General features: G+C 66.7%; 13 protein-coding genes. 11 read left to right on the top strand and 2 right to left on the bottom strand.

All coding sequences use genetic code 11. The annotated features are described in order from the left end of the window. Window positions 1-93: 93 nt before the first annotated feature. The 5 genes from H7J89_RS00455 (at window position 94) to H7J89_RS00435 (ending at window position 5,251) form a co-directional block, all read left to right on the top strand. Window positions 94-1,689 (top strand): class I adenylate-forming enzyme family protein, encoded by a 1,596-nt coding sequence (locus H7J89_RS00455; RefSeq protein ID WP_264035610.1) that lies wholly within the window; start codon window positions 94-96, stop codon window positions 1,687-1,689. Continuing rightward, on the top strand, window positions 1,686-2,462 hold the full coding sequence (locus tag H7J89_RS00450; protein WP_264035609.1) for a class II aldolase/adducin family protein: 777 nt from the start codon (window positions 1,686-1,688) through the stop codon (window positions 2,460-2,462). Before H7J89_RS00455 ends, H7J89_RS00450 begins: the two co-directional genes overlap by 4 nt. A gap of 116 nt (window positions 2,463-2,578) precedes the next feature. Next, window positions 2,579-3,847, top strand: a complete 1,269-nt coding sequence (locus tag H7J89_RS00445) for an amidohydrolase family protein (RefSeq protein WP_264035608.1) — start codon at window positions 2,579-2,581, stop codon at window positions 3,845-3,847. Window positions 3,848-3,965: 118 nt separating this feature from the next. Next, complete coding sequence (locus H7J89_RS00440) at window positions 3,966-4,436, top strand: GbsR/MarR family transcriptional regulator (protein WP_264035607.1); 471 nt, start codon at window positions 3,966-3,968, stop codon at window positions 4,434-4,436. Then, window positions 4,433-5,251, top strand: coding sequence for a class I SAM-dependent methyltransferase (locus H7J89_RS00435; protein WP_264035606.1), 819 nt, complete (start codon window positions 4,433-4,435; stop codon window positions 5,249-5,251). The genes H7J89_RS00440 and H7J89_RS00435 overlap by 4 nt, the downstream gene beginning before the upstream one ends. 4 nt (window positions 5,252-5,255) lie before the next feature. On the opposite strand, the gene H7J89_RS00430 is transcribed toward H7J89_RS00435, so the two are convergent. Further along, window positions 5,256-6,275 (bottom strand): NAD(P)H-dependent flavin oxidoreductase, encoded by a 1,020-nt coding sequence (locus H7J89_RS00430; protein WP_264035605.1) that lies wholly within the window; start codon window positions 6,273-6,275, stop codon window positions 5,256-5,258. Window positions 6,276-6,392: 117 nt separating this feature from the next. Between H7J89_RS00430 and H7J89_RS00425 the strand changes: the two genes are divergently transcribed. The 3 genes from H7J89_RS00425 (at window position 6,393) to H7J89_RS00415 (ending at window position 9,597) form a co-directional block, all read left to right on the top strand. After that, window positions 6,393-8,000 (top strand): arylsulfatase, encoded by a 1,608-nt coding sequence (locus tag H7J89_RS00425; RefSeq protein ID WP_264035604.1) that lies wholly within the window; start codon window positions 6,393-6,395, stop codon window positions 7,998-8,000. Beyond that, window positions 8,000-9,232 carry an FAD-dependent oxidoreductase gene (locus H7J89_RS00420; protein WP_264035603.1) on the top strand — a complete coding sequence of 411 codons (1,233 nt, stop codon included), beginning with the start codon at window positions 8,000-8,002 and terminating at the stop codon, window positions 9,230-9,232. Before H7J89_RS00425 ends, H7J89_RS00420 begins: the two co-directional genes overlap by 1 nt. A gap of 116 nt (window positions 9,233-9,348) precedes the next feature. Further along, window positions 9,349-9,597 (top strand): hypothetical protein, encoded by a 249-nt coding sequence (locus tag H7J89_RS00415; protein ID WP_264035602.1) that lies wholly within the window; start codon window positions 9,349-9,351, stop codon window positions 9,595-9,597. Between the two features lie 115 nt (window positions 9,598-9,712). Here the strand turns inward: H7J89_RS00415 and H7J89_RS00410 are convergent, their stop codons facing one another. Next, complete coding sequence (locus H7J89_RS00410) at window positions 9,713-10,285, bottom strand: SecDF P1 head subdomain-containing protein (protein ID WP_264035601.1); 573 nt, start codon at window positions 10,283-10,285, stop codon at window positions 9,713-9,715. Window positions 10,286-10,545: 260 nt separating this feature from the next. On the opposite strand from H7J89_RS00410, the gene H7J89_RS00405 reads away from it, so the two are divergent. The 3 genes from H7J89_RS00405 (at window position 10,546) to H7J89_RS00395 (ending at window position 13,526) form a co-directional block, all read left to right on the top strand. After that, entirely contained in the window at window positions 10,546-11,223 is a 678-nt protein-coding gene (locus H7J89_RS00405) for a TetR/AcrR family transcriptional regulator (protein ID WP_264035600.1), read from the top strand. A gap of 252 nt (window positions 11,224-11,475) precedes the next feature. After that, a complete protein-coding gene (locus H7J89_RS00400; protein ID WP_264035599.1) occupies window positions 11,476-12,678 on the top strand; it encodes a cytochrome P450 in 1,203 nt (400 codons plus the stop codon). After that, the gene (locus H7J89_RS00395) at window positions 12,678-13,526 is read left to right on the top strand and encodes a mycofactocin-coupled SDR family oxidoreductase (RefSeq protein WP_264035598.1); all 849 of its coding nucleotides are present in this window, start codon (window positions 12,678-12,680) and stop codon (window positions 13,524-13,526) included. Before H7J89_RS00400 ends, H7J89_RS00395 begins: the two co-directional genes overlap by 1 nt. Window positions 13,527-13,555: the final 29 nt, after the last annotated feature.

The following is a 13,555-nucleotide window of genomic DNA, read 5'->3' as shown; positions in this document are numbered from 1 at the left end:
CGCCGGCGACCCACAACACGGCGCTCCGGCTCCGGCCCCGCAGGATCCCTAGCGGACGTTAGGGGGCGCTCCCTGCTTTCCTATCATCTGTCCATGGAGACCGAGTCCTCGCCGGCGTACACCGAGGAAGACTCGGCCCGGTTTCGTGCCGCAGGCTTCTGGTCCGACACTACGCTGTCGGACGCGGTGCGCCGCAACGCCGAACAGTCCCCGGATCGTCTCGCCTTTGTCGACTATCCGGGGAGGGCGCTGACCTGGCGCCAATTCGACCGTGCTGCAAGTTGTCTCGCCGAAGAGCTGGCCGGAGCGGGGGTGGCCCCGGGCGATCGGGTGGCGGTTTGGCACGGCGACTCCGCCGGCCTGCACGTGCTGTTCGTGGCGATCGAGCGGTGCGGGGCCGTCGTCGTCGGCGTCGGGGCGCGCGCCGGCACCCGTGAAGTCGCGGCAATACTGCGCGGCTCGCAGCCGCACCTGCTGATCAGCGATCAGCAGCGCGGCGGGGAAGCGGCGACTGTGGCCCACGAGCTTTCGCTGCCCACCCTGGTCCTGACCGCCGACGCCGGCGCGCCGCGACTCAACGTTCGGGTGCCGCCCAGGGCGCTTACCGGCGAGTCCCGACTGGGGCCCGACGACGTCTTCCTCATCAACTCCACCTCCGGGACCACCGGCCTGCCCAAGTGCGTGGTGCACACCCAGAATCGTTGGTACTACTTCCATCAAAAGGCCGTCGCCAACGGGCGGCTGACGCCGCAGGACACGTTTTTGCCCGTCATACCGACGCCATTCGGCTTCGGGCTGTGGACTAGCCACACCACGCCGATCTATCTCGGCGCCACCGCGGTGATCCTGGAACGGTTCAGCGCGAGGGCGACCTGCGAGGCGATATCCCGGCACAAGGTCAGCGTGTTGTGTTGTGTCAGCACACAATTGACCATGCTGATGGCCGACCCCGCCACCCGCGGTTACGACCTGAGTTCGCTGCGCGTCGTGTTCACCGGTGGCGAGGCACTGCCATACCGGCCGGCGGTCGAGTTCGAGGAGCTCACCGGTGCCACGATTCTGCAGTTCTACGGCTCGAACGAAACCGGGATGCTCAGCGCGACCACTTTCGACGACCCACGTGAACGCCGGCTGCGCACCGGTGGCCGGATCGTCCCCGAGATGGCCGTTCGGCTCTTCGACGGGGACACAGACGTCACCGCGACGGGGCGGGGCCAGCCGGCGTGCCGCGGCCCCGCGACCAGCCTCGGCTACCTTGGCGGGACCGACCACGACAAATTGTTCACCCGCGACGGCTGGATGCGCATGGGCGACATCTGCGAAATCGACTCCGACGGCTATCTGACCGTCACCGGGCGAACCTCCGACTTCATCCTGCGCGGCGGCAAGAACATCAGCGCGAACCAGGTCGAGGACGCCGTCACGACCCACCCCGCCGTCGCGGTGGCGGCGGCCGTGGCGATGCCCGATCCCGTGTTCGGTGAAAAGGTCTGCCTCTACGCCGAACTCGTCGACGGGGCCACCCTGGACCTGCCCGAATTGGTCGAACACCTGCTGGCGCTGGGAGTTTCCAAGGAGTTATTGCCCGAACGTCTCATCGTCGTCGACGAGCTGCCGCGATCTTCCGGCGGGAAGGTTGCCAAAGGCCGGCTCCGCGAGGATATTCGAGCCAGAACGGAGGCTCGATGACGGATGCTCCTAACCCGCGCCGGGGTGGCCTGGAAGTCTGGGCGCCGTCGGTGGCCCCCCCGATCGGCGTCGAGCTGTCCGAGGAGCAGGCGCTCGCCGTGGCCTTCCGCCACCTGGCCGGCATCGGATTCGCCGAGAACATGGCGGGACACATCACCTGGCAGCCGGGCGGACAGACGCAGATGTTCGTCAATCCGTGGGGGCTGTGGTGGCAGGAGATCACCGCGTCCGACATCTGCGTGGTCGACGCCGACGCGCAAGTGTTGCGAGGCCGTTGGGATGTCACTCCGGCCATCCACATCCACACCGAGCTGCACCGCGTCCGCGACGACGCCCGGGTGGTCGTCCACAATCACCCCTACTACGTCTGCGTGCTCGCGGCGCTGGGCAGACTGCCCGAATTGGTGCACCAGACCGGTTCGCTGTTCCTCGATGACCTGTGCCTGGTGGACACCTACGACGGCGAGATCGACAGCCCCGCCCGCGCGGCCGAACTCGCAGCCCGCATCGGGCCCGCGAACCTGACCATCCTGGCCAACCACGGCGTCATCGCCACCGGCCGCAACCTGCCCGAAGCCGTCTACCGAGCGGCGTCGATCGAACGGGTATGCAAGCTGGCCTACGACGTGCTGCTCACCGGCATCCAGCCGGTGGCCATGAAGTGGTCCGACATGGCGGGCATGCAGCGGTCGCTCGTCGAACGCGCCGCCGACGTGTACTGGGCAGGGGCGGCCAGGATGACCATCAAGGCCGACCCCGATGTGCTCACGTGAACCCCATCGGCGAGTGTGCAGCCACGGCGGCGACACGCCGGCAGGCGTCGCCGTCAGCGCACACTGAACGCCGTCACTGCACACTCAACCACGCCGTCCCGCAAGGAGATTGACGAGTGAAATCGATCGACGAGCTGGCCGCCGACCTGAGCTTCACCACCGCGAAGACGGGCGAGCAACGCTCGGTCACCTTCCTGCCGGACCCGCCCCGCGCACCCCGGCGCTACACGGTGATCTCGGTCGACGACCACATCGTCGAGCCGCCGGACACCTTCACCGGACGGCTGCCGCGCAAATTCGCCGACCGCGCACCCAGGGTCGTGGAGACCGAGAGCGGGGGCCAGACCTGGGTCTACGACGGCCGGGAACTGCCCAACGTCGGATTCAACGCCGTGGTCGGGCGACCGGTGGCGGAGTACGGCTTCGAGCCGGTCCGGTTCGACGAAATGCGCAGGGGCGCCTGGGATATCCACGAGCGCGTCAAGGACATGGACCTCAACGGCATCTATGCCTCGCTCAATTTCCCGTCCTTCCTGCCCGGGTTCGCCGGCCAGCGGTTGCAGCAGGTGACCAACGACCGCGACCTGGCGCTGGCCTCGGTGCGCGCATGGAACGATTGGCACCTCGAGGTCTGGGCGGGCTCCTATCCCGAGCGCATCATCCCGTGCCAGCTGCCGTGGTTGCTGGACCCCGAGCTCGGCGCGAAGATGATCCGCGAGAACGCCGAGCGTGGATTCCACGCCGTCACGTTCAGCGAGAACCCGGCGATGCTGGGACTGCCGAGCATTCACACCAAGCATTGGGACCCGATGATGGCGGCGTGCGCCGAGACGGGCACCGTGGTGAACCTGCACATCGGCTCGTCGGGGTCCTCGCCGTCCACCACCGAGGACGCGCCGCCGGATGTGCAGGGGGTGCTGTTCTTCGCCTACGCCATCTCGGCGGCGGTCGACTGGCTGTATTCCGGGCTGCCCAGCAGATTTCCCAACCTGAAGATCTGTCTGTCGGAAGGCGGAATAGGCTGGGTCGCCGGCCTGCTCGATCGCCTCGACCATATGCTCACTTACCACGCGATGTACGGCACCTGGCAGGCGCTAGGCGAAAGCCTCACTCCCGCAGAAGTTTTCACGCGAAATTTCTGGTTCTGCGCGGTGGAGGACAAATCGTCGTTCGTGCAGCGCGACCGGATCGGCGTGGACAACATCATGCTGGAAGCCGACTACCCGCATTGCGACTCCACCTGGCCACACACCCAGCAGACTGTCCACGAGCAAATCGGTGACCTGCCCGAGGACGTGATTCGCAAGTTCAGTTGGGAGAACGCGTCTCGGCTGTACCGCCATCCGGTTCCGGAAGAAGTGCAGCGCGATCCCGAGGCGTTCTGAACGCAGGCGGGTCCGCGCGGGGGAGTCGGCAGCGCGAAACCTGAGCGATGTTCCATGGGCGCCGTCCCTGGTGTACGCTACGTTAAGTACGTACTGAACGCAGCCTGACGGAGGGGCCGTGTCGCCGGAAGAGTCCGAGTTCGTCGATCGCCTCGGGCTGTTCTTCGAGCTGCTCGGCGCCACCCGCACCATGGGGCGGGTGTATGGCTGGCTCCTGATCTCCGATCCGCCCCAGCAGTCATTGACCCAGCTGGCCGACGCGTTGTCGGTCAGCAAGGCCTCCATCAGTACGGTTGCCCGGCAGCTGCTGGAAGGCGGCATGGTGGAGCGGTTGCCGAGCCCGGACCGTCAACACCTCTACCGGGTGACGGCCGGCGGCTTCACCAGTGTCCTGGAAACGCAGCTGTCTCTCATGCGGCTGGGGATCGGGCCCGCCGAGTTCGCGCTTTCCGTGCTCGGTGAGGACCGTGCCGAACAGCGGCAGCGTGTCGAGGATTTCCGCGATTTTTGCGAGTTCTGCACCCGTGCCTACCGGGACCAGCTCATGCAGATGTGGACCGAATATCGGGCGGCAAGGAGAAAACCATGACTACGGCCAAAGTCGACTTCAGCTCTGTCCGCTGGGGCTCGGTGGAGTGGACGAACCTCGTCACGCTGTACCTGCGTGCCTACGAAAGCCGCTCCAGCCGACCAATCTTGGGTGACAACGCGGCCGCGGAGGCGGTGGACCGCATCGACTACGACTTCAAGAGGATCCATCGCAGCTCGCTGCCGGTGTCGAACCAATACCTGGTCGCGTTGCGGGCGAAAGCGCTCGACGACTGGTGCGCGGACTTCTTGCGGGGTCACCCCGACGCGGTGGTCCTGCACCTGGGTTGCGGCCTCGATGGCCGCGCCTTCCGGCTCGCCGTGCCGCATTCGGTTTCGTGGTTCGACGTCGACCAACCCGGTGTCATCGAGCTGCGGCGGCGACTCTACGACGACTCGGAGTGCTACCGGATGATCGGCTCGTCGGTGACCGATCCGAAGTGGCTCGAGCAGATCCCGACCGGGCGCCCCACGTTGGTGGTCGCCGAGGGCCTGCTGATGTATCTGACCGAGCAGCAGGTCCGCGAGTTGCTGCAGCGGCTCACCGATCGATTCGACTGCGGTGAAATGCAATTCGACACGCTCTCCGCGCTGGCGCCGCTGCTGTCGAAGCTTTTCACCAGGGGGATCATCAAGTGGGGCGTCCGCGACGCGCGGGTGCTGCAGACGTGGAACCCGAGGCTGCGGTTGGTCGAGCAGGTGCCCGCGCTGGCGGGCTACCGGGAAATCGAATCGACGGCGGTGCGGTGGATGTACAAGCTGACGTGCGCATCGCCCGGCGGCAAGTATGACGTGCTGAACCGCTTCGAGTTCTGAGGCGTCACAGGTCGGAAGCCAGCCGCCGCAGGATGTCGGATGTCGGTTCGGCGGTGGCGCTGCGGTATCCGGTGCCCGCCCACAGGTGGACGTATTCGGGCTTTCCCGCCGCGGCCGCGGCTTTGCGCAGCGGGCTGGTGAGGTAGTGGATGGCGGGATAGCCCAGCGGCGCCTGGGCCTCGTGGGCATCGATGAACGCGTTGCGCAGCCCGCGGGCGGGGCGGCCGGTGAAGGCGCGGGTGAGCACCGTCTCGCTGTAGGCGGGATCGGTCAGGGCGGCCTGGTGTGTGGCCGAGGCGCCGCTTTCGTCGGCGCGCAGCAGGATCGTCCCGACCGCGGCAGCGGCGGCCCCCGCGCGGATCACCTCGGCAACCGCGCCCGGGGTGGCGAGCCCGCCGGCAGCGATCACCGGCAGTGGCACCGTCGCGACGATCCGTTCGACCAGCTCGGCGATCGGCACCGGCCTCAGCGGCTTGCGCGGCGAGAGCGTGCCCGAGTGGCCGCCGGCGGCCGCCCCCTGAACGGCGAGCATGTCCACCCCGGCGTCGCGCGCCTGCGCCGCCTCCTCGGGCGTGGTCACCGTCTGCACCACGACACTGCCCGCCTTGCGCAGCGCCGCGATCACGCTGTCCGACGGGATCCCGAAGGTGAACGACACCATCGGAACCGGATCGTCGAGCAGCAGCGCGATCTTCTCGTCGAACTTGTCGGTGTCCTCGACGGGCTCCGGGGGCAGCGTCACACCGAACCGGTCGGCTTCGCGCTGAACGATAGCGGCATAGGCCCGGTAGGCCTCGGGGTCAACCGGTAGAAGATTGGGCGCAAAGACGTTGATACCGAACGGGATTGCCTCGGAGCGGACCTGTTTGAGTTCGGTTTCGACGGCCTCCACGGTCTTGTAGCCGGCGGCGAGCATGCCCAGGCCGCCCGCGCGAGTCGCGGCCGACACCATCGCGGGGGTGGTCGGGCCGCCCGCCATCGGGGCGGCGACCAGCGGAATGGACATTTCGAACTGTGCCAGCATCTCAAAGCCCTTCCGATGTCGCAGTGTCGCAGGCGCGGAGATCGCCGCCTCGACAATAACGACGTGCCGTCGCGGCAGCATTCCGCCCGGGAGCGGGACCTGGCAGGATGCTTCAGCGTGAAGAGGCCCAACTTCCTCGTGATCGTGGCGGACGACCTCGGGTTTTCCGATATCGGCGCGTTCGGCGGCGAGATCGAGACACCCAATCTCGATCGGCTCGCCCACGCGGGGATCCGGTTCACCGATTTCCACTCCGCGCCCGCCTGTTCGCCCACCCGGGCGATGCTGCTGACGGGAACGGACCATCACATCGCCGGAATCGGCACCATGCTGGAGGTCGCCGGGCCCGCGTTTCGCGGCGCACCCGGCTATGAGGGTTATCTGAACGATCGGGTCGTGGCGCTGCCCGAGCTGCTGCGCGACGCCGGATACCTGACGCTCATGTCGGGCAAGTGGCACCTGGGCGCGACCATCGAGACATCGCCGTGGGCGCGAGGGTTCGAGCGCTCGTTTGCCTTGCTGCCGGCGGGGGCCAGCCATTACGGGGGCCGGGCGGCCGGTGGCTTCTCGCCCATTCCAACCCTTTACACCGAGGATGACCAGTTCGTCACGGTCGGGGACGACTTCTACTCGTCGGACTTCTACACCGACAAGCTGTTGCAGTACCTGCGCGAACGGGCACCGGGCGAGGACCGGCCCTTCTTCGCGTATCTGCCCTTCCAGGCGCCGCACTGGCCGCTGCATGCGCCGGACGAATCCATCGCGAAATACCGTGGCCGCTACGACGGCGGTCCGGACGCGCTCCGCGAGGAGCGACTGGCGGCCCTCAAGCGGCTGGGCCTGTGCCCGCCGGACGTCGAGGCGCATCCGGTCGTCGCCGACGACGCCCCGGAGTGGGCCGACATGACCGACGAACAGCGGGCGGTGTCTGCCCGCAGCATGGAGGTCTACGCCGGGATGGTCGACCGGATGGACTGGAATATCGGCAGGGTGATCGAATACCTTTCGGACAGTGGCGAACTCGACGACACCGTCGTTATCTTCCTGTCCGACAACGGCGCCGAAGGTGCCATCGTCGAAGCGATGCCGCTGCACGGTGCGCGTATCGCCGCGCAGATCGAGAAGCATTGCGACAACAGCGTCGACAATCTCGGCCGGCCCTCCTCGTTCATCTGGTACGGACCGCGGTGGGCGCAAGCGGCCACCGCGCCGTCGCGGCTGCACAAGGCGTTCACCACCGAGGGCGGCATCCGGGTGGTCGGCTTCGTCACCTGGCCCGGCTTTGACCGGCAACGCGAGGTTGGGACCGCGTTCAGCACCGTCATGGATATCGCCCCGACGGTGCTGGAACTGGCGGGGGCCGCGCATCCCGGCGCGGCCTATCGCGGACGTGAGGTGGCACCGATGCGCGGCCGCTCCATGGTGCCGTATCTGTCGGGCGGCGCGGCGGCCGTGCATGACGCCGAGACCGGCACGGGCTGGGAGTTGTTCGGCCGCCGCGCGATTCGCCAGGGGGACTGGAAGGCACTGCACCTGCCCGCACCATACGGTCCGGGCAGCTGGCAGCTCTACGACCTCGCTACCGATCCGGGTGAGATCCACGATCTCGCCGGCTCGCACCCAGAGAAGCTGGCCGAACTGCTGATGTTGTGGGACCGCTACGTCGAGGAAAACGGCGTCATCCTCGATCCCGTCTCGGTGTTCGACGTCGAGGCTGAGGTCTGATGGCTGAGACAACCTCGTGTGCGATCGTCGGTGGCGGCCCGGCCGGAATGGTCCTGGGGCTGCTGCTGGCGCGGGCGGGTGTCCAAGTCACCCTGCTGGAGAAACACGGCGACTTCTTGCGGGACTTCCGCGGCGACACGGTCCACCCGACCACCATGCGGTTGCTCGACGAACTGGGCCTGTGGGAACCGTTCGCGGCCTTGCCTTTTACCGAGGTCCGCACCGCAAAACTCGAATCCAACGGGCAGTCGGTGACCTACGTCGACTTCGAGCGGTTGCGCCAGCCCCACCCCTTTGTCGCGATGGTGCCGCAGTGGGACTTGCTCAAGCTCCTCGCCGGTGCGGCACAGGAGGAGCCGAGCTTCTCGCTGCGGATGAACACCGAAGTCACCGGGCTCCTGTGGGAGGGTGGCCGGGTTGCCGGTGTGCGCTACCGCGGGCCCGAGGGGCCCGGTGAATTGCGGGCCGAGTTGACCGTTGCCTGCGACGGCCGCTGGTCGGTCGTTCGACACGAGGCCGGGCTGAAGGCGCGCGAATACCCGGTGAGGTTCGACGTGTGGTGGTTTCGGTTGCCGCACAAGGAAGACACCGAATACTCCTTTTTGCCCCGCCTCGGTCTGGGCAAGGGGCTCGCCGTGATCCCGCGGGAGGGTTATTTCCAGATCGCCTACCTCGGGCCGAAGGGCACCGACGCCGAGCTGCGGGCGCGCGGCATAGAGGCTTTCCGGCGCGACGTCGAAGAATTGCTACCGGACATGCCCGAGTCGGTCGCGGCGCTGCAATCCATGGACGACGTCAAACATCTGGACGTGCACGTGAATCGGCTTCGGCGCTGGCACACCGACGGGCTGCTGTGCATCGGGGATGCGGCGCACGCGATGTCGCCGCTGGGCGGGGTCGGCATCAACCTGGCGATCCAGGATGCCGTCGCGGCCGCGAGCGTACTGGCCGAACCGCTTCGACAACACCGGGTCGGTGACCGCGAGCTCGCCGCGGTACACCGCCGCCGCGTGTTCCCCACGGTGGTGACCCAACTCGTGCAGCAGGTGCTGCACCACATGTTGCTCGGGCCGTTGTTGCGTGGCGCGGACCCCACGCCGCCTGGCGCGCTGCTCGGCCTGATGAAGCGATTGCCGTGGCTGTCGGCCGTGCCGGCCTACTTTGTCGGCGTCGGCGTGCGGCCCGAGCATGCGCCCGCATTCGCGCGCCGTACCCCGCGGGAGGCGGTTTGATTTTTCGCGAGCGGGGGTAACCTAATCGTGAAAATTTCTCGAAGGTCGTGAAATTGGTCCTGTCTCCGCAGTGCGGACGGCGCCTCCGCGAGCCATGGACCGACAGGAGGCCAGTCATGAATCTCAAGAAAATCGCAGGTAAGGCCATCGTCGCCGGCGCATTGAGCGCGGCGGCATTCAGCCTTGGAACCGGTACGGCACAGGCCCACCCCGGACCGTGGCCGCCACCGGTTCCGCCGGGTCCGCACGTCGTCGACAATGGTCACTGGAATCCGCTGCCGCCTGGGCAGGTCAAGCAGATTTGTCCGTGGCAGGCGCCGCCGGGTCAGTGGATTGGTGGGCCGCACGGCGTCCCCTGCACCTGATCTCCGCACGTTTGATGCACCCTTGCCGCGCGGCGTGATCCCGCCGAGTTCTACCGGCGACGCTCGAACGCGTTGAGCATGCCGATGCCGAGCCAGCCCGGGCCCCGCGCTCATGTCATGAGGACCGGCTGGCCAGCTGGGCCAATTGTGCTGCCCCCTCGGCTGTTTGGGTGGTCAGCGCGATCCGCCCGGAGGCCACCTGGTCTTCGATGATCGGCGCCTCCAGAACGAGATTGTCGCGGATGAAGGCCACGTGGTCCTTCAGGTGCGCGGCGGTGTAGGACGCCCACGCGGTCGCCGACGGTGGGTCCAGGGCCAGGGTCACGTCGTAGAAGCCCGCGGCCAGTGACTTCGGTGGGTCGACGTGTATCAATCCGAGCTGCATGCTCTCCGGACCCAGCATGTACAGGGTGGTCCGCGCGATATCACAGGTGGTGAGCGCATCGGTCGGAGCCACCACGTGATCGGTGGCCGGGCACTTCTCCGGGGTGGTCGGCTGAGACTTCGTCACCGGCCGGACGGGCAGCGGTGCAATCTTCACAATCGGGGCGGGCAATGCAGTTGCGGTGGGTGCCGGGGCGGTGTTGGCAGTGGTGGTCGACGCGGTGGGTTCGGCCTGATGCCGCGTCGAGTGGCAGCCGCAGAGCAGCGCCCCGAACAGGCCGGCGCACGCGAGCCAGGCGGCCATGACGCGACCGCAGCGATGGCTCACCACGCCCTCTGTCTGATCACTCCGACGTCCAATCATCCGACCCATTGTTCCAGTCGGACACACGCCGTCCCGCCGTTGCCTGATAGTCGTTGCGTGGCAAACGGTTTCGTGTGGTTTCGTGCGGGCGGGGAAATCCCCGCCTGGTGGCCGACCGGCCCGCCGTCATGGGCGATCACACCGGCCCCTTTACCGACACTACGAATATAGAGTAAGGTCTCGGTCCGAGACCGATCGCCATGGACAAACGCCGAAAACCTAATCCCGGGGAGCGCCGCCGCGACTTGTGCGATGTGGCGATTCAGTTGTTGGCCGACGACGGGGCCAAGGGATTGAGCCACCTCAAAGTCGACCGCAAGGCGGGCGTGCCCGACGGCACCACGTCGTTCTACTTCCGCACCCGCTCGGCGCTGCTGCGCGCCGTGGCCGAGCGGTTGGCCGAGCTCGACCTCGCCGAGCTGCAATCGGTGGCGGACAGCTCGGTCGACCGGGAAAACGATGCCTCACCCTCACGGTTGTCGCAGGTGGTCATTCAGGCCGCAAGCGACCCGCAGTTGTCGCGGACCAAAGCCCGATACGAGCTGACGATGCAAGCCACTCGCGACACCTCGCTCGCCGCGATCTTGCAGCAGGCGACAGACGAGTTCACCAAGCTGCACCGGGAGATCCTCGTGCAACTGATGCCGCACGGCGCAGACCTGGAACCGGCGGTGGTCGAGGATCTCAGCAACGTCACGCTGACGTTCATCAACGGCCTGCTGCAGCGACTCGCCCATGGCGACCGGCTCATCGATACGGCAGAGCAGTTGGATGGGATTTTGTCCGCGATTGCGGCGGGGATTCTCAAGAGTCCGGACAAGGGGCGCCTGACACGGAGCTACGGGGTGCCACTGGCGCGCCGCAGCGGATCCGGGTGAGCGTGCGGGGCCGGACACGGCGTGCGTGGCTCTGCCTCTTGCCAGGGCACCCGCTGTATGGTTCTCTACGAGAATAGAGTAGGGCCACGTTCCCGGGCCGCTTCAGCCCAAAACCCGTGAGCAACTGCGAACAATGCAATTAAGCGGAGTGTATAAATTGGCCGAGCCCGATCCGGCTCTGACAGAGCGGCGGCGCCGGCTCTGTTGTAGGGGGCGTGGGTACCCGGAAATGTCTGCAGTAGGAGGGATTTCGTGACGGCGAGCACCGATAGCCAGGTTCGTTTCGACCCATATGATGTCGAGCTGATTGCCGACCCATATCCCATGTTCAAGCGCCTGCGTGACGAGGCGCCGCTTTACTACAACTCCGAATACGACTTCTACGCGCTGAGCCGATTCGCCGATGTAAACAAGGCAATCATCGACTACGGCACTTACAGCTCCGCTCGGGGCGTGATCATGGAACTGATCAAGGCCAACCTCGAGATCCCGTCGGGCATGTTGATCTTCGAAGACCCGCCGATCCACGACGTGCACCGCAAGCTGCTGTCGCGCATGTTCACCCCCCGCAAGATCGCGGCGTTGGAGCCGATGATCCGCGAGTTCTGCGCGCAATCGCTGGACCCACTGGTGGGGTCGGGGCGGTTCGACTTCGTCTCCGACCTGGGCGCGATCATGCCGATGAAGGTCATCAGCGCACTGCTCGGGATTCCCGAAGAAGATCAGGAGTACATCCGCGATCGCGGCAATGCCCAACTACGCACCGAGCCCGGCAAGCCGATGAGTGCCGCCGAGCACGGCTTGTCAGTGGGCGAGCAGTTCGAGGCCTATATCGACTGGCGTGCCGACAACCCGTCCGACGACATCATGACCGAGCTGCTGAACGTCGAGTTCGTCGACGAAACCGGCACGACGCGGCGACTGAGGCGCGAGGAGATCTTGGTCTACCTCAACGTGGTGGCCGGAGCGGGAAACGAAACGACAACGCGGCTCATCGGTTGGGCGGGCAAAGTTCTAGCGGAGCACCCCGACCAGCGTCGCGAGCTCGTCGAGAACCCCGGACTCATCCCGCAGGCAATCGAGGAGCTACTGCGCTTCGAGCCCCCCGCTCCGCACATGGCACGCTATGTGACTCGCGACGTCAGCCTCTATGGCCAGACGGTGCCGGAAGGCAGCGTGATGCTGATGCTGCTTGGGGCGGCCTGCCGCGACGAGCGACAGTTCGGGCCCGACGCGGGTGAATTCAACATTCATCGCGCCGCCCGGCCGCACCTCACGTTCAGCGTCGGCGCCCACTTCTGCTTGGGTTCGGCGCTGGCCCGGCTGGAAGGCCGTGTCGCCCTCGAGGAGATCCTCAAGCGGTTCCCGGAGTGGGAGCCCGACCTGGCGAACGCCACGCTCAGCCCGACGTCGTCGGTGCGCGGCTGGGAAACCATGCCCACCGTGGTGCCCTAATGACCGGCCGCGTCGAGGGCCGGGTAGAGGGGAAAGTCGCGTTCGTCAGCGGCGCCGCCCGCGGTCAGGGCCGCAGCCACGCGGTGCGCCTGGCGCAGGAGGGCGCCGACATCATCGCGATCGACGTCTGCGGACCGATCGAGAACCTGGCCTATCCCCATTCGACACCGGAGGACCTGGCCGAGACGGCCGACTTGGTCAAAGCTCAGGATCGCCGCATCGTCACCGCGCAGGTCGACGTCCGCGACTACGACGCGCTGAAATCCGCCGTGGACGCCGGTGTGGAACAACTCGGGCGGCTCGACATCATCGTGGCGAACGCGGGCGTGGGTACCGACGGCAGGAAGCTGCACAAGATCCGGGAGAACGTCTGGCAGGACATGATCGACATCAACCTGAGCGGCGTCTGGCATACGGTCAAAGCGGGCGTCCCACACCTACTTGCGGGTGGCCGCGGCGGATCGATCGTACTCACCAGCTCGGTCGGCGGGCGCAAGGCCTACCCGAACACCGGCCACTACATCGCCGCCAAGCACGGCGTCATCGGCCTGATGCGTGCATTCGCCGTCGAGCTGGGCCAGCACATGATCCGCGTCAACGCCGTGCTACCCACTCAGGTGAGCACCACGATGGTGATGAACGACAACACATTCCGCCTGTTTCGCCCAGACCTGGAAAATCCGGGCCCCGACGACTTCGCCCCCATATCCCAGATGATGCACACCCTGCCGGTGCCCTGGGTGGACGCCGTGGACATCAGCAACGCGGTCCTGTTCCTCGCCTCTGACGAATCTCGTTATGTCACCGGCGTTTCGCTTCCCGTTGACGCGGGCAGCTTGCTCAAATAGGCGCTAGTTCAAGAGAAGTTGGAGAAGAC

The sequence above is a fragment of the Mycobacterium paraffinicum genome (assembly GCF_025822865.1).
Classification (GTDB): Bacteria; Actinomycetota; Actinomycetes; order Mycobacteriales; family Mycobacteriaceae; genus Mycobacterium; species Mycobacterium paraffinicum.
Note: the sequence above shows the minus strand (reverse complement) of the source record. Positions and strands in the feature narration are given on the sequence as shown.